At 69.1% G+C, this 19450-nt stretch carries 17 protein-coding genes; 2 read left to right on the top strand and 15 right to left on the bottom strand.

Annotation, left to right across the window (positions count from 1 at the left end; all coding sequences use genetic code 11):
- The 4 genes from BMW26_RS01620 to BMW26_RS01605 all read right to left on the bottom strand — a co-directional run bounded on the left by BMW26_RS01620 (position 1) and on the right by BMW26_RS01605 (position 5956).
- Entirely contained in the window at positions 1–912 is a 912-nt protein-coding gene (locus BMW26_RS01620) for a sugar ABC transporter permease (protein ID WP_053098533.1), read from the bottom strand.
- Entirely contained in the window at positions 912–2534 is a 1623-nt protein-coding gene (locus BMW26_RS01615) for an ABC transporter permease subunit (RefSeq protein ID WP_072590577.1), read from the bottom strand. Before BMW26_RS01615 ends, BMW26_RS01620 begins: the two co-directional genes overlap by 1 nt.
- Before the next feature lie 64 nt (positions 2535–2598).
- Complete coding sequence (locus tag BMW26_RS01610; protein WP_056276340.1) at positions 2599–3825, bottom strand: sugar ABC transporter substrate-binding protein; 1227 nt, start codon at positions 3823–3825, stop codon at positions 2599–2601.
- Between the two features lie 124 nt (positions 3826–3949).
- Positions 3950–5956, bottom strand: a complete 2007-nt coding sequence (locus BMW26_RS01605; RefSeq protein ID WP_072590576.1) for a beta-galactosidase — start codon at positions 5954–5956, stop codon at positions 3950–3952.
- 215 nt (positions 5957–6171) lie between these two features.
- Between BMW26_RS01605 and BMW26_RS01600 the strand changes: the two genes are divergently transcribed.
- The gene (locus BMW26_RS01600; RefSeq protein WP_072590575.1) at positions 6172–7179 is read left to right on the top strand and encodes a LacI family DNA-binding transcriptional regulator; all 1008 of its coding nucleotides are present in this window, start codon (positions 6172–6174) and stop codon (positions 7177–7179) included.
- 215 nt (positions 7180–7394) lie between these two features.
- On the opposite strand, the gene BMW26_RS01595 is transcribed toward BMW26_RS01600, so the two are convergent.
- The 10 genes from BMW26_RS01595 to BMW26_RS01550 all read right to left on the bottom strand — a co-directional run bounded on the left by BMW26_RS01595 (position 7395) and on the right by BMW26_RS01550 (position 17984).
- Positions 7395–8261, bottom strand: a complete 867-nt coding sequence (locus BMW26_RS01595; RefSeq protein ID WP_072590574.1) for an alpha/beta fold hydrolase — start codon at positions 8259–8261, stop codon at positions 7395–7397.
- 334 nt (positions 8262–8595) lie between these two features.
- The gene (locus BMW26_RS01590) at positions 8596–9552 is read right to left on the bottom strand and encodes a siderophore-interacting protein (RefSeq protein WP_072590573.1); all 957 of its coding nucleotides are present in this window, start codon (positions 9550–9552) and stop codon (positions 8596–8598) included.
- The gene (locus BMW26_RS01585) at positions 9542–10342 is read right to left on the bottom strand and encodes an ABC transporter ATP-binding protein (protein ID WP_053098527.1); all 801 of its coding nucleotides are present in this window, start codon (positions 10340–10342) and stop codon (positions 9542–9544) included. Before BMW26_RS01585 ends, BMW26_RS01590 begins: the two co-directional genes overlap by 11 nt.
- Positions 10339–11421 carry a FecCD family ABC transporter permease gene (locus tag BMW26_RS01580; protein WP_083569254.1) on the bottom strand — a complete coding sequence of 361 codons (1083 nt, stop codon included), beginning with the start codon at positions 11419–11421 and terminating at the stop codon, positions 10339–10341. The genes BMW26_RS01585 and BMW26_RS01580 overlap by 4 nt, the downstream gene beginning before the upstream one ends.
- Entirely contained in the window at positions 11418–12461 is a 1044-nt protein-coding gene (locus BMW26_RS01575) for a FecCD family ABC transporter permease (protein ID WP_072590572.1), read from the bottom strand. Before BMW26_RS01575 ends, BMW26_RS01580 begins: the two co-directional genes overlap by 4 nt.
- Positions 12462–12493: 32 nt before the next feature.
- Positions 12494–13528 (bottom strand): iron-siderophore ABC transporter substrate-binding protein, encoded by a 1035-nt coding sequence (locus BMW26_RS01570; protein ID WP_053098526.1) that lies wholly within the window; start codon positions 13526–13528, stop codon positions 12494–12496.
- Between the two features lie 302 nt (positions 13529–13830).
- On the bottom strand, positions 13831–14034 hold the full coding sequence (locus BMW26_RS01565) for a cold-shock protein (RefSeq protein WP_042538190.1): 204 nt from the start codon (positions 14032–14034) through the stop codon (positions 13831–13833).
- 77 nt (positions 14035–14111) lie between these two features.
- The gene (locus BMW26_RS01560) at positions 14112–17024 is read right to left on the bottom strand and encodes a helix-turn-helix transcriptional regulator (RefSeq protein WP_157557386.1); all 2913 of its coding nucleotides are present in this window, start codon (positions 17022–17024) and stop codon (positions 14112–14114) included.
- Positions 17025–17092: 68 nt separating this feature from the next.
- Complete coding sequence (locus BMW26_RS01555; protein ID WP_072590570.1) at positions 17093–17344, bottom strand: hypothetical protein; 252 nt, start codon at positions 17342–17344, stop codon at positions 17093–17095.
- A gap of 184 nt (positions 17345–17528) precedes the next feature.
- Complete coding sequence (locus tag BMW26_RS01550) at positions 17529–17984, bottom strand: SRPBCC family protein (protein ID WP_053098523.1); 456 nt, start codon at positions 17982–17984, stop codon at positions 17529–17531.
- Between the two features lie 117 nt (positions 17985–18101).
- Here BMW26_RS01550 and BMW26_RS01545 point away from each other — a divergent pair, with 117 nt between their 5' ends.
- The gene (locus BMW26_RS01545) at positions 18102–19136 is read left to right on the top strand and encodes an FUSC family protein (protein ID WP_072590569.1); all 1035 of its coding nucleotides are present in this window, start codon (positions 18102–18104) and stop codon (positions 19134–19136) included.
- 22 nt (positions 19137–19158) lie between these two features.
- Here BMW26_RS01545 and BMW26_RS01540 read toward each other — a convergent pair whose 3' ends face one another.
- Complete coding sequence (locus BMW26_RS01540) at positions 19159–19356, bottom strand: hypothetical protein (RefSeq protein WP_072590568.1); 198 nt, start codon at positions 19354–19356, stop codon at positions 19159–19161.
- Between the last annotated feature and the right edge of the window lie 94 nt (positions 19357–19450).

The raw sequence follows: 19450 nt of genomic DNA, 5'->3' as shown, positions 1-19450 counted from the left end.
TCAGCCCTTGACGGATCCCTGGGTGAGCCCGCCCACGATGTACTTCTGCAGCGAGAAGAACAGCGCGAGCACGGGCACGGCGGCGACCACGACGCCGGCGGCGAAGAGCCCCCAGCGTGAGGTCAGCTGGTTCGAGACCCACTGGTACATGCCGACGGCGAGGGTCCAGTTGTCCTCGGACGTGAGGATGATCTTCGACAGGATGAAGTCGCCGAACGCCGCGAGGAACGCGAGCAGGGCGACGACCGCGAGGATCGGCACGACCAGCGGCATGATGAGCCGCCAGAAGATCTGCGCGTGGCTGGCCCCGTCGATCTTCGCCGACTCGTCGATCTCGACGGGGATCGTGTTGAAGAACCCGTACATCAGGAAGGTGTTCGCGCCGAGCGCGCCACCGAGGTACACGCAGATCAGGGCGATCTTCGAGTTGATGCCGAGCGCCGGCACGACGTCGCCGATCGTCTGCAGCATCAGGAAGATCGCGATGAACGCGAGCGCCTGCGGGAACATCTGCAGCACGAGCAGGGTGGTGAGGCTGGCGCGTCGTCCGCTGAACCGGAACCGGGAGAACGCGTACGCGCCGCAGGCGCCCATGAGCACCGAGCCGACTGCGGTGACGCCGCCGATCAGCAGGGTGTTGCCGAACCAGACCCAGTAGCGGGATTCACCCAGAGCGATGTAGTTCGCCGGGTCGAACGCGCTGAACAGTGCACTGGATGCCGCAAGGCTGCCGTTCGGGTTGAGCGAGGCCGAGAGGACGTAGACGAGCGGGAACGCGGCGAAGAACAGCACGCCGGCGGCGAGGATGTACTTCCAGCCGACCTCGCCCCACCAGCGACGCCGACGTGCGCCCGCGCGCGCGGCCTCGGCATCCTTCGATGAACCGGTCACGATGACTCTGGTCTCACTCATCACTGGTACTCCTCGAGCTTGCGGGTCTGTCGGAAGCTCAGCGCTGAGATGAGACCGACCACGATGAAGGCGATGATCGACAGCGCACTCGCGAGGCCGTAGTCGGCCGCACCACCCGAGACGCCTGAGACGTCGTAGATGGCCGAGACGAGGATGTCGGTCGAACCCAGTGCGTAGGGCGCTCCGGCGATCGCCGGCCCGCCGTTGTTGAAGGTGTAGATGACGGTGAAGTTGTTGAACGCCACCGCGAACGAGGCGATCAGCAGCGGAGCGGTCGAGACGAGCAGCAGCGGCAGCACGATGGCGCGGAAGCGCTGCAGCTTGTTGGCCCCGTCGATCTCGGCGGCCTCGAGCGTCTCACCGGGGAGCGACTGCAGGGCTCCGGTGCAGACGAGGAACCAGTAGGGGTAGCTCAGCCAGACGTTGACGAAGATCACCGCCGCCCGGGTCAGCCATGGGTCGCCGAGCCAGTTGATCTGCGACCCGAAGAAGAACAGGTCGTTGATGACGCCGAACTCGGCGTTGAACATGCCGCGGAACAGCAGCGCGGCCATGAACGCGGGAAACGCGTAGGGCAGGATGAACAGCGCTCGCAGGAACCGGCGACCCTTGACCCGCGGGTCGTTGTAGACGATCGCGAGGCCGAGCCCCACGGCGAAGCTGAGGACGACCGAGAGGATCGCGAACGCGAAGGTCCAGACGGTCACGCTCAGCAGAGTGCCCGCGAGATTCGCGTCGGTGAAGAGCTTCAGGAAGTTGGCGAAGCCGACGTTGACCGACCAGCCCGTCGGCAGCGCCGTGCCGTCCTCGGCCACGAACGCCCCGAGTTCTGTGGCGGTGTAGACCGTGCCCGACTGCGTGTCCGTGATGGTCTGCGCCTCGGCATCCCACACCAGCGTCGGTTCGTACACCGAGCCGGTCGAGCCCTCCCGTGTGCGGATGGAGCCGTCGTTCGGGTCGTCCGACACGGGCACCCTGAGGTCCTTGATGGTCGCGCCGAGTGCCGGATCGGTCAGCACGGTCGCCCTCGGGACGACCTCCCACCCGGGCACCTCGCTGGGGGCGCCGGTCGCGCCGATCTCGGCACCGGATGCGGTGGTCAGCGGCTCGGTGGCCGAGCCGACCTGCACGTCGCCGTCGTCATCGACGATCGCGAAGCCGAGCTCTGCGCCGCGCTGCACGATCGACAGCGGGTAGTCGGACGAGCCCTCGATGCGGCGCTCGCCCTGGATCAGTGCGGCCTCGACCGCCTGCTCCTGGGTGCCGACGTGACCGGTGCCGTAGTTCGTGAAGGCGATGTAGGCCGTGTAGCCGAAGATGAAGATCTGGAAGACGAGCAGGAAGATCAGCCCGGGCAGCAGGTACTTCAGCGGCAGCGCCCTGCGGGTGAAGTACACCCAGTCGGCGATGATCACCAGCAGCACGACGACGCCGAGCACGATCCACGACTCGGCGCTCCAGGCCGAGATGGCCGTCATGATGCCGAAGGCGTTGACCAGCGCCATGAGCGCGAGCTTGATGAGGAAGCCCCAGCCGAGGCCGCGGAAGCGGCGGGCATGGGACTCGCGCGAGGGCTTCACCACGGGAGTGGGCGCCTCGGCGGGCGGTGCCTGGATCGTCATGTGTGCGTCCTGTCTGAGGATCGCAGGACGGGGAGGGGTTCGGGCCCCTCCCCGTCCGGCGGGGTCAGCCGGCGAGGGTCGTCTCGAGGTCGGCGACCATGGTGTTCCACGTCGACACCGGGTCGGCGCCGTTGATGATCTGCGCCTGCGCGGCGTTCCACAGGTCCCAGACGGAGCCCATCTCGGGGATCGACGGCATCGGGACGCCGGTCTGCGCCGAGGCCACGAATCCGGCCGTGATCGGGTCGGACGACACCTCTTCGGCGAGCGTGGTCCACGCCGGGATGCGCGGGTCGGCCTCGTACAGCGCGCGCTGCGCGTCTTCGGTGCCGAGGTAGTTCACGAGGAACTCCTGCGCGAGCAGCGCGTTCTTGCTCTTGCTGGAGAGGTAGAAGCCCTGCACGCCGACGAACGGCGCAGCGGTCTCGCCACCCGCAGATGGGATCGGGTTCACGGCGACGTTGACGCCCTCGAACGCGCTGATGGCCCACGGGCCCTGGATCGTGTACGGGGCCTTGCCCGACGCGAACAGCTCGTTGTTGATGTCGTAGTCGACCGTGGTCGAGATGTAGCCGGTGCCGTTCGACCCGTTGGCTCCGAGCCACGTGGCGAACGCCTCGCCGGGCGCGCCGCCCATGCCGACCTCGCTCGTGTACGAGCCGGTGTCGTCCTGCACGAAGACGGGGGCGCCGAACGAGGTCTGCAGTCCGTACATCGTGTATCCGTCGCCGGTCTCGCCACCCGTGTTGATGACGAACGGGCGCTCGGTGCCGGCGGCGACGCCCTTGGCGATCATGTCGTCCCAGCTGGCGGGAGCCTCCGCGCCGACCAGGTCGACGTTCTGCACGAGGGCGATGGTCTCGAGCGAGTACGGCATCGCATACAGCTGACCGTCGTACGTCATGGCGTCGAGCGCGACCTGCTCGAACTCCGACGCCTTGTCGCCCAGGTCGATCGTGTCGACGACACCGGCCGCGACGAGCGCGCCGAGCCAGTCGTGGGCGCCGACCGTGATGTCGGGGCCCTCTCCGGTCGGGACCTGTGCGATGAAGTCGTTGCGGAGGTCCTCGAAGTTCTTCTGCACGAGGGTGACCTTCGCGCCGGTCTCCTCCTCGAACGCCTCTGCGGCGGCGGTGATCGCGGCTTCGCGCTCGGCGTCCGTCCAGATGACGAGTTCCGCGCCGTCGCCGGATGCGGCGTCGTCGCCGCCTTCGGGTGCGCCGGCGGAGCAGCCCGCGAGGACCACGGCCGCGGCCAGAGCGAGTGCGCCGACTCCGATGTGCTTGCGCATGCGTTTTCCTATCTGTCGTGGCCGACGATGCGCTGCGCGTCATCGCGACCGGTGAGTGGGTGGTGCTGGGTGAAGCGGGTGGTGCGGGGTGAAGCGGTTCGTGCGGTTCGTGCGGTTCGTGCGGTCAGTGGGAGGTGCGGATGACGGCGACGCCGCCCGCCGCGATGGTCAGGGCGCCCGAGACCTCGGCGCCGCTGAGGAGCTCGATGCCCGAGGCATCGAGCTCGACGTCGTCGTCACGGTGGTTCACGGCGATCCGGTAGACCGCGTCGGCGCCGTGACGCGTGATGACCTCGAGGCCGTCGGCGACACCCGACGGGGTGATGTCGGCATCCGCGTAGACCTCGTGGAGAAGGGCGCGCATGCCCGCGGCATCCAGACGGGTGCCGACGTACCAGCCGGTCCCGGCGCCATGCGCGTTGCGGGTGATCGCCGGCTCGCCCTCGCCGGGTCCGCCCGAGAAGTTCGCGACGACCTCGGCGCCTTCGAGCGCGATGTCCTCCTGCCAGACGTCGGCGACGATGCCCTCGTGGTCGACCCAGTCGAGGCCGTGGCTCTCGCCCTCGCGCAGCGGCAGGAACTCCTCGACCGTGAGGCCGAGCGCCTCGCGCAACGGCGCGACGAAGCCACCGGCGTGCACGGCGTCGTTCTCGTCGACGATCGCCGAGAAGAACGACACGAGCAGGGTGCCGCCGTCGTTGACGTAGGCGGTGAGGTTGGCGGCATCCGCCGTGCTCAGCAGATACTGCGCCGGAGCGACGACCAGGCGGTAGCCCGAGAGGTCCTGGCCGGGCAGGGCGAAGTCGACCGTGATGCCGTCACGCCAGAGCTGCTCGTAGAAGCGGCGCACCTGGGCGGCGTGCGTGACGTCTTCGGACGGGCGCCACTCGAGGTCCTGCGCCCAGAACGATTCGAAGTCCCAGAGGATCGCGACGTCGGCCTTCACGACGCTGCCCTGCACCTCGTCGAGGCGGCCGAGTGCTGCACCCAGATCGACGACCTCGCGGAAGACCCGCGACTCGGTGCCGGCGTGCGGCAGCATCGCCGAGTGGAACTTCTCCGCACCGGAGCGCCCGGCGCGCCACTGGAAGAACAGGATGCCGTCGGCCCCGCGACCGAGGTGCGTGAGCGAGTTGCGCTTCATCTCTCCCCGGCGCTTCGCGATGTTGCGCGGCTGCCAGTTCACGGCCGAGGTCGAGTGCTCCATGAGGATCCACGGCTTGCCGCCGCCCACCGAGCGGCTGAGGTCGGCGGCGATCGCCAGGCCGATGTGAGCGTCTTCATCGGCGGCCCACAGGTAGTGGTCGTCCGAGACGATGTCGACCTCGCGGCCCCACGCCCAGAGGTCCGTGGTCCAGCTCTGGTTCGCCATGAAGTTGGTCGTGATGGGCTGGGCGGCGTGCGCGCGGATCGCGTCGCGCTCGGCGATGAAGCACGCGCGCAGCTGGTGATCGGTGAAGCGCGCGAAGTCCAGGCGCTGGGCGGGGTTCACGACGCTCGGGGCGATGGCCGGGGCGCCGACGTGCTCCCATGCCGAGTAGTGCTGGCCCCAGAAGGCGGTGCCCCACGCGCTGTTCAGTGCGTCGAGCGAGCCGTACTTCTCCTGGAGCCAGAGCCGGAAGGCGGCGACCGCGTTCTGCGAATAGTCCTCGCCGACGGGAACGCCGTACTCGTTGTGCACGTGCCACAGCACGACGGAAGGATGCTGTGCGTAACGCACCGCGAGAGCATCCGCGATCCGCACGATCGCCTCGCGGTAGGCCGGCGACGAGTGCGAGGCCATGCCGCGCGAGCCGAAGCCCATCGTGCGGCCCTCGCGGTCGATGACGTGCGCGTCGGGGTTGCTCGCGAAGAACCAGGCGGGCGGCGAGGCCGTCGGGGTGCCGAGGTCGACCCTGATGTCGTTCTCGTGCAGGAGGTCGAGCAGCTCGTCGAGCCAGGCGAAGTCGAACTCGCCCTCGGAGACCTCGATGAGCGCCCACGAGAAGATGCCGACACTGACCAGGTTCACCCCGGCCTCGCGCATCAGGATGACGTCTTCGCGCCACGTCTCGGGCGACCACTGCTCGGGGTTGTAGTCGCCGCCGTAGGCGATTCCGCGCAGGTCGGGCCAGGCGTGGGGCGAGGTCATCGGCACTCCATCGGGTCGGTGTGGTCGTGGTGCGGGTCCCGACGTGCTGTCGCTCATTCGACTGGGACCGGTCTCAGGTTGTCACGGGGACATGACTGGGACCGGTCTCAGTTCTACCCCAGGTTCGGCGTCGACCACAACCGCCGTTACCGAACTGAGACCGGTCCCAGGTTGGACTACCGCTGGACGGGATGCTGTGGGTAGAGTCACAGGCGATGAGTGATGTCAGCGCGAAGCGCAAGCCGACGATCCGCCAGATCGCGGCGCAGGCGGGGGTGTCCCGCAGCACGGTCTCGCGAGTGATCAACGGCGGGCACTGGGTGTCCCCCGACGCCAGGCAGGCCGTCGAAGAGGCGATCCTCGCCACCGGCTACACCGCCAACCACCATGCCCGCAGCCTCGCCACCGGCCGCGCCGGATCGCTCGCCTTCCTTCTGACCGAGCCGCAGCAGCTGCTGTTCGACGATCCGACCTTCGCGCTGCTGCTGCGCGGGGCCGCCGAAGCGCTCGCCCAGCGGGCCATGACCCTCGTGCTGCTCGTCGCCGGGACCCCCGCCGAGCGCGAGAGCGTCGCCCAGTTCCTCAGCGCGGGACACGTCGACGGCGTCATGCTGATCTCGTCGCACGAGTCCGACCCGCTGCTCGATCAGCTGATCGAGGTCGGCATCCCGACTGTGTGCTGCGGCGTGCCGCTCGGGCACGAACGCGAGCTCTCGACGATCTCCGTCGACGAGATCGCCTCCGCCCGCACCATGGCCGCGCACCTCGTGACGCAGGGACACCGCCGCATCGGCATGATCGCCGGCCCCGACGACACCCCCGGTGGTCGCTATCGCCTGGTCGGCTTCCGCGAAGAGCTCGGCGACCTCTACGACGAATCGCTGGTCGAGCGCGGCGACTACTCGTACGAGTCAGGACTCGCCGCCATGACGCGGATGCTCGAGCACGACGTCGACGCGGTGTTCGCGGCATCCGACCGGATGGCGGCCGGAGCCATCGCCGCCGCCCGCCGCGCAGGGCGCCGCGTGCCCGAGGACATCGCGATCGCCGGCTTCGACGACTCAGGCCTCGCCGCGACGCACGAGCCCCCCATCACGACCATGCGCCAGCCGTGGGATCAGATCAGCGCGAAGATGGTCTCCGTGCTGCTCGAGGTCATCGCCGGGGCATCCCCCCGCTCGGTCATCCTCGACACCGAGCTCGTGGTGCGCGCGACCGCGTAGGCGGCATTCGCTCCGCTCCCGCTGCCGCCCCCGCTCCCGCTCCCGCTCGCGCTCCCGCTCCCGCTCGCGCGCGCTGCGACTCGTGCGCACGCTGCGAAGGTGATCTCTCGCAGCGAAGGGCCGAAGGCCGCGTGAGGTCCTTCGCAGCGCGAGATCTCCTTCGGTGCGTGCGACGGCTGATGACAGGACGCGTCGACGAGGTCTCGCTCGCCCCCTTACGACCGGTCGAGCACTTCGCGGAGCGTGGCGGCGAAGGCCTCGGGCTGCCCGGCATAGCCGAACTCGCCACCCATGAAGCCGCCGTGGTGACTGGGGAAGACCGTCGCCTGCTGTCCGAGCTTCTCGGCCAGGGCGAGCGCGGTGCGGCCGGTGTAGCCCTTCAGCGACTCCTCCCCGACAGCGACGACGATCCGAGTCGGGGATGCCTTCAGCGCTTCGAGATCCGGCTCGTAGAGCGGCACCGCCCACGAGAGTTCGGACAGCAGTGGATCATCCCGCGAGCCGTCGTCCTCCGTCGGCATCCCGAATGCCGCGGGGTCGGGGGCCGGTTGGGCGAGGAACTCCTCGGTGACCTCGCCCTCCCACGACGTCATCGCGACGAACGCCGCCATTCCGGCACCCCATCCTCGCTCCTGATATGCCCGGGTATAGGCGATTCGCGCTCGATGCACCGCTTCGGCATCAGGCAGCACGCTGTCGATCGGCGGCTCGTGGGCGACCAGAGTCACCACGTCCTGAGGGTGCGCAGTGACCAGAGCGAGTGCGCTCACGGCTCCACCGCTGCTCGCGAACATGTCGACAGGGCCTGCACCGAGCGCCTCGATGATCGCGTGGACATCCTCGGCCTGGACATCGGGCTCGTTCGTGACTCCGCCGTCCTTGCGCACGCTGCGGCCCAACCCTCGTGGGTCGTAGGTCACGACGGTGCGATCGCCGAACAGCTTCACCTGCGCCTGGAAGCCGCTCGCATCCATCGGCTGGCCGATCATCATCAACGGAGGGCGGCCATCCTTCGTCGGGAGTGGCCCATGCACGTCGTAGACGAGGTCGACGTCCGGGAGCTCGAGGGTGTGCTGCGTCATCGGGTGGCCTCCTCGGCGTCGAACGATTCCACTGGGATGCTACGGCGCGGCATCCGCTGGCGCCAGCGCTTCGACACTTCTTCGTGACAGCCGACCGCACCCCGTCTCAGCCGACCGCATCCCCTGTCAGCCGACCGCATCCCGTGTCAGTCGACCGCATCCCGTGACAGCCGACCGCACCCCGTCTCAGCCGACCGCATCCCGTGAAGGAGATCTCGCTCGGCGAAGGATCGGATGCCGGATCCGCTCCTTCGTTGCGTGAGATCTCCTGCGATGCGCGAGCGCGAACGCGAACGCGAACGCGAACGAGAACGGCCCCCCGAACCGACTGGCGTCAGCCGCGCATGGCGACGCCGCGACGCCAGTAGCCCATGAAGGCGACCTGCGAGCGGTCGATGCCGAGATCCTTGACCAGGTGGCGCCGCAGCGTCGTGACGACGCCGCTCTCGCCGGCGATCCAGAAGTAGCGCTCGGCGGGAGCATCCGCCTCCGCGATCTCCTCGCCGAGACCCGAGTAGTCGGGGGTCTCCCAGAGCAGGGCCTCCGTGTCGATGTCCTTCACGTCGATCTCGTCGGCGGCATCCGCATCTCCGAGGTACTCCAGCACGGCGGGAATCAGCCGCACACCGTGGGGCTCACCCGCATCGCGAGGCAGCCAGTGCATCTCGACCCCGGCAGGCGCGTCGATGCGCAGGACGTCGGCCGGGGACGGCACCTCGATGAAGGCGCAGCCTCGAAGGTCGCTGGGGGCGTCTTCGAGGATGCGCGCGATCGCAGGAGCCGCCGTCTCGTCACCGGCGAGGACGACCGACGTCGCGGTGCCCGGCTCGTACTCGGCGCCGCCGTGTGCGGCCGCGGCGACGCCTCGACGCGGTCCGACGATGAAGAGCTCCTTGCCGACCGCCGCCGCATCGGCCCAGCGCGACGCCGGGCCCGTGAGTCCGGGCGCCAGGTGCAGCACGAAATCGACATCGAGCTCGGTGCCCGCATCTGTCACCCGCAGGTCACGCACCGAGTAGGTGCGCATGGATCCGCGGTCCTCCTCGGGGACGGCGAGGAAGGAACCCCACCAGTCGTCGGTCTCGCGATCGAGATCGGGGAGGATGCCGGATGCCGGCGGGAACACGATCTTGATCCGGGAGTCGAAGACGTCACCCGGCGTGCCGAACTCGAGAAGGTCGTCGCCGCCGAACGTGATCCGCACGAAGTTCGGCGACACCCGTTCGACTCCGCGCACCTCGGCGCGAGCGAGCACGTAGGTGGGGCGTTCGGTCGTGGTCTCAGCGGACATGATGCCTTCCGATCGGGGTGACCATCGGCTTCCCGGAGACCGGGTCGATGGTGATCTGGTTCGCGAGGTCGAAGACCTCTTCGACGAGCTGGGCGGTCACGACATCCTGCGGAGCGCCGGTGGCGTGCACCCTGCCCTCCTTCATCGCGACGAGCTCGTCGGAATACCTCGCGGCGAGGTTGAGGTCATGCAGCACCATCACGATCGTGGTGCCGCGCGAGACGCTGAGGTCGGTGAGCAGATCGAGGACCTCGACCTGGTGAGCGACGTCGAGGAACGTGGTCGGCTCGTCGAGCAGCAGGATGTCGGTCTCCTGCGCGAGCGCCATGGCGATCCACACGCGCTGACGCTGGCCGCCCGAGAGCTCGTCGACGCTGCGGTCGGCGAGTTCCGTGGTGCCGGTGGCGGCCAGAGCATCCGCGACGACCTCGTAGTCGTGAGCGCTCCAGCGAGCCAGCATCTTCTGATGCGGATGCCGACCGCGGCCGACGAGATCCGCGACGGCGATGCCCTCGGGCGCGACGGGCGACTGCGGCAGGAGGCCGAGGATGCGCGCGACCTCCTTGGTGGGGCGCGCGTGCACCGACTTGCCGTCGAGCACGACCTGACCCGCCGTCGGCGAGAGCAGACGCGCGAGCGAACGCAGCAGGGTCGACTTGCCGCATCCGTTCGCGCCGACGATCGTGGTGATCTTGCCCGGCGCGATCGCGAGGTCGAGGCCGTCGATGATCGTCCGGTCGCCGTAGGCGAGAGTGACGGACTCCGCCGTCAGAGTGTGCGCCTCGGTCATAGGGAGCCTCCCGAGCGGTTCGTGCGGATGAGCAGGTAGATGAGGTACGGAGCGCCGAGCACGCCGGTGATCACGCCGACCGGGTAGCGCTCGCCGAACGCGAACTGACCGATCAGGTCGCCTCCGAGCACGAGCACGGCTCCGATGAATGCGCTGGGGACGAGCAGGTTCGCTCCCGGCCCCGTGATGCGGGCCGCGATCGGACCCGCCATGAACGCCACGAACGCGATGGGGCCGGTCGCGGCGGTGGCGAACGCCAGCAGGGCGACGGCGCCGAGGATGAAGAGCAGACGAGTCGTGTTGACCCGCACCCCGAGACCGGATGCCGAATCGTCGCCGAGCTGCATCGCCCCGAGCGCCCTGCCCTGCAGGAGCAGCAGCGGCACGATGATGACGGCGGCGATCGCGAGCGGCATCACGCGTTCCCACGAGGCGTTGTTCAGGCTTCCGGTGAGCCACTGCATCGCGGTCTGGATGTCCCAGTTCGCCGCCCTCGACAGCATGTACGAGATGATGCTCTGCAGCATCGCCGCGACACCGATGCCGATCAGGATCAGTCGAGTGCCCGCGAAGCCGTTCTTGATCGACAGCAGGTAGATGACTCCTGCTGTGACGATCGCACCGCCGAGCGCGAGCAGCGAGACGATCGGCCCGTTGAGCGACAGCACGATGATGCCGAACACCGCTGCGGCGCCGGCGCCGTTCGAGATGCCGATGATGTCGGGCGAGGCGAGCGGGTTGCGCAGCAGCGTCTGGAACGAGACGCCGGCGATGCCGAACGCGAAACCCGCGAGGATCGCGAGCACCGCGCGGGGCAGGCGCAGCTCGCCGACGGTGAACGACGCCCCCGGCACGGTCTCGCCGAGGATCACGCGGATCACCTCGTCGAGCGGATAGAACGTGTTGCCGATCATGAGCGCCACGGCGAACAGCACGAGCAGCAGCGCACCGAGCACGATCGTGGCCGTGGCGTGGCGGCGGTGGCGCGAACGGCGGCCCGCGACGAGCGCGGCGACCTCGTCGCGGGTGCGGTCGGATGCTGCGGGGGTGTGGGCGGCAGCCCGGTCGATGGTGCTCACAGTTCACGCACCTTCTGACGACGGACGATCCAGATGAAGAACGGGGCGCCGATGATGGCGGTGATGATGCCGACCTGGATCTCCTCCGAGGTCGGCGCGATGACGCGGCCGACGATGTCACTCGCGAGCAGCAGGGCGGCGCCGGCCATGGCCGAGAACGGCAGCAGCCAGCGGTGGTCGGTGCCGATCAGCATTCGGCAGACATGCGGGATCACGAGACCGACGAATCCGATGGGCCCGGCGATCGCTGTGGCTGCTCCGGCGAGGATCACGGCGCCGACCGCCGACATGAGGCGCGTGCGGAAGACGTGCTCGCCGAGCCCCTTCGCCATGTCGTCGCCGAGAGCGAGGGAGTTCATGCCCCGGGCGCTGGCGAAGCAGATCAATGCGCCGAGCGCGAGCACCGGGGCGGTGATCGCGATGCGCGGCCACTCGGCACCGCCCACTCCGCCGATCTGCCACGACTGGAACGCCTGCAGCAGGTCGACGCGCGGCAGCATGACGGCGCTGATGAGCGAGGCGAAGGCGGCCGAGGTGGCGGCACCGGCGAGCGCGAGCTTGAGGGGCGTGGCACCGCCGCGTCCGAGCGAGCCGACGGTGTAGACGAACGCCGCGGCCAGGGCGGCGCCGATGATCGCGAGCGCCATCTGGCTGTAAGCGTCGGTGAGACCGAGGAAGGCGAGGCCGAAGACGACGGCGAGCGAAGCGCCGTTCGAGACGCCGAGGATGCCGGGGTCGGCGATCGGGTTGCGGGTGACCGCCTGCATCGTCGCGCCGGAGAGTGCGAGCGCTGCACCGACGAGGATCGCGAGCACCGTGCGCGGAAGGCGCTTGATGATCGCCGCCTGGGCGAGGGTGTCATCCTGCCCGGCGAGGGCGGCGAAGATGTCGTCGATGCTCACGGAGCGCACGCCGAAGCAGATCGACAGGATGCAGAGCACGAACAGCACTCCCAGGCCGACGAGCAGCCAGAGCGTGCGCGCCCATGCCGGGCGTCGCAGATCTGCGACGCCCGGCAGGGGAACGGTGACAGCGGTCACGGGAATTCAGTGTGCGAAGGTGACGCCGACGGTCACTTCGCGGCGAGCGGTGCTGCCAGCAGGCCGAGGTAGTCGGACAGGCCCCACTGGATCGACAGCGGCGACGGGTTCGCCGACGCCGCGATGGGGGTGGAGTCGGGCAGGATCACGATGTTGCCGGCGGCGATCGCGGGGATCTTCGACAGCAGCGGGTCGGCCTGCATGGTGGCGATGAGCGAGTCGTCGCCGTAGGTCACGAAGACATCGACGTCGTCGAAGGTGTCAGCCTCTTCGGAGCTCACCGAGAGGTAGAACTCCTTGCTGTCTGCGTTCTCCTCGACGATCGACGGAAGCGGGAGACCCAGGTCGTCGTGCAGGTAGCCGGGGCGCGTGTCGATCGCGGTGTAGTAGCCGACCTGGCTCAGGTCGCTCGGGTCGACGTACGCGAACAGCACCTTCTTGTCCTTGAGGGCGCTGTTCTCCTCGAGGGCGGCCTCGGCGTCGGCGTGCAGCTCTTCGATGAGGGCGTCGCCCTCCTCCTCGAGGCCGAGCGCCTTCGAGTTCATCTCGATCATGTCGTCGACCGGGGTGCCCCAGGCGACCTCGGGGTAGGCGACGACCGGAGCGATCTTCGAGAGCTGGTCGTACTCCTCCTGCGTCAGACCCGAGTACGCCGCGAGGATGACGTCGGGCTGCGTGTCGGCGACGGCCTCGTAGTCGATGCCGTCGGACTCGTCGAACAGCACGGGCTCTTCGCCGCCGAGCTCGTCGAGCTTGTCCTCGACCCAGGGCAGGATGCCGTTGTCGTCGTCGTCGCCCCACGTGGCCTTGCTCATGCCGACCGGGACGATGCCGAGAGCGAGGGGAACCTCGTGGTTCGCCCATGCGATCGTCGCGACGCGCTCGGGCTTCTCCTCGATCGTGGTCTCGCCGAACACGTGCTCGATCGTGACGGGGAAGGCACCGTCATCGGCGGGGTTGCCGCCGGCGGAGTCGGAGTTCGAGTCGGTCGACGACGTCGCGCAGGCCGTGAGGCCGACGGCCAGAGCCGCGGCGACACCGGCGGCGATGAGACGAGAGGTGCGCACAGGCGTTCCCTTCGGGTTGGGATGAGGGGGTGCGGCGCGGAGGGGCGCCAAGGCTTTGGTAAGCCTGGCCTAATCTAACAGAAAGTTAGGCAAGCCTCATCTTGGGTCCCTGGCCCGGGCGTCATCCTCGCCTCTCGCGCGGGGTCGACATCGCACCGCATCCGCCCGATGTGGAGGGGCACGGGCACGGGCACGGGCACGGGCACGGGCACGGGCACGGGCACGGGCAGAAAGCACCCGGACATGCAGAAAGCCGGCCGGATCCGTGAGGATCCGACCGGCTTCAGGAAGCCTATGCGCGCTCAGAGAGCGCGGATGTTCGCAGCCTGCATGCCCTTGGGGCCACGCTCAGCGTCGAATTCGACCTTCTGGTTCTCACGAAGCTCCTTGAAACCGGAGCCGGTGATTGCCGAGTAGTGGGCGAAGAGGTCGTCCGTGCCGTCATCGGGAGCGATGAAGCCGAAGCCCTTTTCCGCGTTGAACCATTTCACAGTGCCAGTGGCCATGTGTTTTCTACTTTCTGTTTTCAAACGGCCGCTCGCGCGGCCCGCGCCGTGACGGAACGTCCGACATACGCGCCTGCTCAACGTACCACGGCAGGCTGACCGGTGTCCCGGAAGTTCGGATTCTTCTGAAGAACAGCCGCCTCGGTGCGGGTGCTCACCCCGAGTTTGCGCAGCACGGCCGACACGTGGACGCTCACCGTCTTGACGCTGATGAAGAGCCGCTCCCCGATCTGGCGGTTGCTCAGACCCTCGGCGATCAGCTCGAGCACCTGCCGCTCGCGGGCGGTGAGCGGGTCGGCATCCGGTTCGACGCCGGCGGTGCCGGATGCCGCAGTGCCGGATGCGGTGCCGGATGCTGCGGCGAGGCCAGCCGCCGCTTGGAAACCACCGACGATCCGCCCCAGGGGAACGTGGCCGAGGCGCTCCGCCTGGCGCATCGCGGCCGAGAGCACGGCGCTCGCCTCCCCTCGGTCTCCTGCGTCGACGAGTGCGCGAGCGAGAGCGAGACGCGTGGTCACCGCGAACGTCACGGGCACATCGCGGTCGTCTGCGTGCTCGACCGCCTGGCGCAGGGCTGCGACGGACGGGAAGAGGAATGCCTCGAGGATCGTCTCCCACCTGTCGCCTCGCAGCTGCGAAGGTTGGGCGCGCCACGCGTCGCGCACGTCTGCGACCGCCGCCTCGACCTCGACGCCGGATGCCCGCAGCTCGGCGATGAACCATGCCGCCTCGAGCAGCAGTCGACGCTGATGCAGGGACACCGGCCCCTGATCGGCGAGCATCGCCCTGACCTCACCGAGAGCACCCGCGAGGTCGCCCCGCCCCTCGGCGACGGCCACGCGCATCATGACCTCGTCGTACCAGATCTGACGTTCGACCCGACCGGTCTCCTCGAATGCGGGGTGCCACTCGCGAAGGATCTCGGCCGCCTCCTCGTGTCTGCCTCGCCAGGAGAGCACCCGCACGCGCGTCATCGTGGAGTACATGTGCGAGATGCGCAGGGTCCGCTGAGCGAGCTCGCGCGCCAGCATCCCCTCGACCCGTTCGATCTCGCCCATCTCGAGCAGTGGCACGGCCATGTTCTGCGTCATCAGCGCGCCCGTGGTGCGCTCGACGCCGAAAGCGCGCGCGGGCGCGAGCCCCTCTTCGGCGACCCTGACGGCATCGCGATAGCGCCCCAGCAGGCCGAGCAGATCCGAATAGTTGACCCGGTATCTCATCTCGGCGTTCGTGCCTTTGGCGAGCTGCAGGGCGAGCGCGTACTCGCGGTGCCCCGCGTCGAGGTCGCCGAGGTGCGCGCGGGCTCCGCCCCGGACGTTCGCGGCGATCGATGCCTCGTCGTCCGACCCGGCGCGCGCGGCCCGCTCGCCCGCCTCCGCGGCCAACGCGATCGCCTCGTCGAGTCGCCCCGAGATCATGTAGCGACTGGCGAGCTGGTTCAGCACCGAGGCGCGCAGCCGGCCGTCGTCGACGCCCGCCTCGAGGATCTCGAGCGCCTGCTGCAGCAGCGGGACCGCGCCGGCGCGGCCGAGGTTCATCGTGTAGTACGCCTTGTCGCGCAGCAGCCGGGCGTGCATGCGGGGGTCGACCGTCGTCGGATCGACCTCGGCGAGCGCGAGGTCGACCACGGCGAGCGCCCGTTCTCCGTCTCCCGCGTTGCGCAGCACGGAACCGAGAGTGCGCAGCACCTCGAGGCGCGCCACACCCACGACGGCCTCGGCATCCGGCACCTGGATCCACAGGTCGAGGGCGAGCTCGCCGAAGCGGGCAGCGCTCGCGAAGGCGAACCGCGACTTGGCGTCGGCCATCGCGGTGACGGCCGCGGCGAGCGCTCGCCGGTCGTCTTGCGCGAGCTGCCAGTGATAGGCGAGCGCGGCGGAGTCGGCGGTTTCGGCCCCTGAGCAGTTCTCCTCGAGCGCCTCGGCATACGCCCGGTGCAGCCGCGCTCTCTCGCCCGGGAGCAGATCGTCGTGCACGGCTTCGCGCAGCAGCGCATGCCGGAACCGGTAGTCGTCGTCGACCACGACGAGGATGCCGCTGAGCGTCGCCTCGCGGATCGCCTCGTCGAGGCGGGCTTCGGGCAGGCCCGCGAGGCGGGTGACGAGCGGGTGGGTCAGCGGACGCTCGGCTCCCGAGACGACCTGCACCACCCGCCGGGCGTCATCGCTGAGACGGTCGAATCGGGCGAGCAGCAGGTCGCGCAGACTGCCGGGCAGGGGACCGGTCGAGCACCCGGCGAGCTCTTCGACGAAGAAGGGCACGCCCTCGGCTCGATCGTGGATGCGATCGAGCGCCGCGTCTGTCACGGGCTGCCCGGTGAGCGATTCGACGAGCGCACGGACAGCCGAGGTGTCGAGCCGATCGATCGCGACCCTCTCGAGCAGACGCGCGCGGGTGGACTCGCCGATGAAGCGGCTCACGGCATCGCCGCGTCGCACGTCGTCGGAGCGGCAGGTCAGGATCAGGAGGATGCGGCCGTGCCCGAGGGTGCGCAGCAGGAAGGAGAGCAGCGCCAGGGTCGACTCGTCAGCCCAGTGCAGGTCTTCGACGACGAGCACCTGCGGCGCGTGTTCGGCGGCCGCCTCGATGAGCGCCGCGATCGCATCGCGCAGGCGGTCAGGGCTGGTCTGCGATCGCTCGGTGGGGTTGAGCTCGGGCAGCAGCATGCCCAGCGCCTCGACGCCGACGCCGATCTCCTCCCGCACCCGGTCGGCGCCCATGCTCGCGACGATCGACCGGAGGATGCCGGCGAGCGGCCCGAAGGGCGTGCGCGACGCCCCGAGATCGAGGCACCAGCCGACATGCACGTCTGCGCGGTTCGCCACCTCGGCGCTGAACTCGCGCAGCAGTCGGGACTTGCCGATGCCCGCCTCGCCCTCGATGAGCGCGGCCACCGGGACCCCGTCGACCGCTCGCCGGAACAGCTCGCGGATGGTCGCGAGCTCGGTCTCTCGGCCGACCATCGCGGCGCTGGGGGCGGACGGGGGCATGAATTCATCGTGCCACTCCCCTCCGACATCCGGCGTCGCGCTGCCGTCTGCCCGCAGCGGAGCGACGATCACCGGGCGGGTGCCGGTTCGCGGCCCGCGGATGCGCGGCGCTCGGGCTGCCGTGCAGCATCCGTCGCCGCGTCGCGCGATGCGTCGGTCGCGTGCAGCAGCCGGCCGGCCAGACGCCGGACCGGGCCGGGCTGTCTGCGGACCAGCTGATCGCTGCGCTCCTCGATGACGCGACGGCGTTCTGCCGCGCGAGCGAGCTGCTCCTGGTCGAACTCGGTCGATCTGTAGGCGAGATACGGGTGCTCGAACATGACATCTCCTCGGTGTGCGATGTCCTCAGAATCCGCTCTGAGTCACCCCGACGACATCGGGAGGATGCCCTATCTTCCGTTCGTGAGTTCCCTAGTCGACGCCGGGCGTGCCGTCCTCCGGGCAGCGAAAGAGGTCCGAGCGGTGATGGGGGCACCACCGCTCGGACCTCAGCTCAGGGGTCGATCAGGCGTCGACGTCGCCGCGCCACGCACCGGTCTCGGTGCCGCGCTTCTCCATGAACTCCTTGAAGTTCTGGAGATCCTTCTTCACCGCGTGCGAGCCCGCGCCCACGAGCGAGCCGACCTTCTCGAGAAGCCCCTCGGGCTCCCAGTCGATCTGCACGGTCACGCGGGTCGTGAGGTCTTCGAGCTTGTGGAACGTCACGACGCCCGCATGCTCGGTCTCACCGCCGATGCTGTTCCACGCGACTCGCTCGTCGGGGTGCTGCTCGGTGATCTCCGCGTCGAACTCGCGCGTCGCGCCGCCCACGTTCACCTTCCAGCGGGTGTGCGTGTCGTCCAGCTGGACGATCGACTCCACCTCGTCGAGGAACTGCGGGAAGCTCTCGAACTGCGTCCACTGGTTGTACGCCACGTCGATGGGAACGTGTACGTCGATGGTCTCGATGATCTGCACCATGTGATGATCCTCACTGTTCGTCGGTCGTGTCATCCCATTCAGCGGCGTTCGACGACTCTTGGCGACGGGGTTGACATCTCCCCTGACGGCACTCGCTAGCCGAGTAGCGTTGCAGGCATGCGCATCCACGCCGCGATCCGCGCCTCGAAGCGCTCACCCCTGCTGCAGGTGGTGAAGTCCGCCGCGGCGACGATCGCCGCATGGATGCTCGCGGGATGGGTGGTTCCGGGACAGCTCCCCGTCTTCGCCGCGATCGCCGCTCTGCTCGTCGTGCAGCCCAGCGTCAACCAGTCGCTGTCGAAGGCGCTCGAACGCAGCATCGGCGTGATCGCCGGCGTGGTGATCGCGGTCGCCCTGGGCCTTCTTCTGGGGTCGCCGAGCTGGATCGTGCTGCTCGCCATCGTGGTGGCAATGCTCGTCGCGTGGGCCTTCCGGGCGACGCCCGGCACCGGCAACCAGGTGGCCATCTCGGCGATGCTCGTGCTCGCGCTGGGCTCGACTCCCGACTATGCGATAGCGCGCATCTTCGAGACCCTGATCGGCGTGGTCATCGGCATCGTCGTGAACGCCCTGATCGTGCCGCCCGTGCTGGTCGCCCCGGCCCGACGCGATCTCGGGCTGCTGGGCAGCGAGCTCGCCTCGAGCCTCGACCGACTCGCCGATGCGCTGCCCGAACCCCAGACTCCCGCCACGCTGCATCAGCTCATGCTCGAAGCCAGACTGCTGCGCCCGATGAAGGACGCGGCAGAGGCATCCATCGCTGCGGGTGAGGAATCCCTCACTCTGAACCCGCGCCGGTCGACGCACCGTGAAGAGCTCGTCGAGATGCGCGCACTGCTCGAACGGCTGACGCCCATCGTGACGCAGACCATCGGGATGACGCGCGCCTACTTCGACCACTACGACGACTCCATCGGTGAGGAGCCGGCCGTCACGGCCATCGCGGAGCAGCTGCGGCGCGCAGGACACGATGTGCGACTGGCTGTGCAGATCGCCGCCGTGTCCCCGGAGCCCGAGGCCCTGACCTCGGCGATCCCGGCACTGACCGCGCCTCTCGTCATCCGGCCGCCCTCGTCGACGCACTGGATCCTCATCGGGTCGCTGATGGAGGACCTCAGGCGCATCCGCGCGGAGCTCGTCGACGAGGAATGACAGGGCGACGCGGCGGCGCCGGTCAGTCCTGCTCGGGGTCGTCGGCGAGCACGTCGCCGTCGTCGTCGTCGCTCTCGTCGCCCGAGCCGGAGGGGACGACCGTCGGCGGCTCTCCCTTGTTGGCCTCGGCGCCGAGGTTGTCGTTCTCCTCGGGGCCGGGCGACGGCTCCGAGGAGATGTCGTTGCGGTCGGTGCTGATGTCGTCGCTGTCGCGAGTCATGGCATTTTCCCTTCGTCGGAGTTCGATCTCCTGCGAGGTTAGGGCCGCATGCCCGCAGAAAGCCCGGGCCTTGACAAGCGCTCCGGGCCTACCC

The sequence above is a fragment of the Microbacterium sp. 1.5R genome (genome assembly GCF_001889265.1).
Taxonomy (GTDB): domain Bacteria; phylum Actinomycetota; class Actinomycetes; order Actinomycetales; family Microbacteriaceae; genus Microbacterium.
Note: the sequence above shows the minus strand (reverse complement) of the source record. Positions and strands in the feature narration are given on the sequence as shown.

Coding starts and splice junctions, on each gene's coding strand:
- BMW26_RS01620 (WP_053098533.1), bottom strand. CDS start 912: ATGAGTGAGACCAGAGTCATCGTGACCGGTTCATCGAAGGATGCCGAG.
- BMW26_RS01615 (WP_072590577.1), bottom strand. CDS start 2,534: ATGACGATCCAGGCACCGCCCGCCGAGGCGCCCACTCCCGTGGTGAAG.
- BMW26_RS01610 (WP_056276340.1), bottom strand. CDS start 3,825: ATGCGCAAGCACATCGGAGTCGGCGCACTCGCTCTGGCCGCGGCCGTG.
- BMW26_RS01605 (WP_072590576.1), bottom strand. CDS start 5,956: ATGACCTCGCCCCACGCCTGGCCCGACCTGCGCGGAATCGCCTACGGC.
- BMW26_RS01600 (WP_072590575.1), top strand. CDS start 6,172: ATGAGTGATGTCAGCGCGAAGCGCAAGCCGACGATCCGCCAGATCGCG.
- BMW26_RS01595 (WP_072590574.1), bottom strand. CDS start 8,261: ATGACGCAGCACACCCTCGAGCTCCCGGACGTCGACCTCGTCTACGAC.
- BMW26_RS01590 (WP_072590573.1), bottom strand. CDS start 9,552: ATGTCCGCTGAGACCACGACCGAACGCCCCACCTACGTGCTCGCTCGC.
- BMW26_RS01585 (WP_053098527.1), bottom strand. CDS start 10,342: ATGACCGAGGCGCACACTCTGACGGCGGAGTCCGTCACTCTCGCCTAC.
- BMW26_RS01565 (WP_042538190.1), bottom strand. CDS start 14,034: ATGGCCACTGGCACTGTGAAATGGTTCAACGCGGAAAAGGGCTTCGGC.
- BMW26_RS01560 (WP_157557386.1), bottom strand. CDS start 17,024: ATGCCCCCGTCCGCCCCCAGCGCCGCGATGGTCGGCCGAGAGACCGAG.
- BMW26_RS01555 (WP_072590570.1), bottom strand. CDS start 17,344: ATGTTCGAGCACCCGTATCTCGCCTACAGATCGACCGAGTTCGACCAG.
- BMW26_RS01550 (WP_053098523.1), bottom strand. CDS start 17,984: ATGGTGCAGATCATCGAGACCATCGACGTACACGTTCCCATCGACGTG.
- BMW26_RS01545 (WP_072590569.1), top strand. CDS start 18,102: ATGCGCATCCACGCCGCGATCCGCGCCTCGAAGCGCTCACCCCTGCTG.
- BMW26_RS01540 (WP_072590568.1), bottom strand. CDS start 19,356: ATGACTCGCGACAGCGACGACATCAGCACCGACCGCAACGACATCTCC.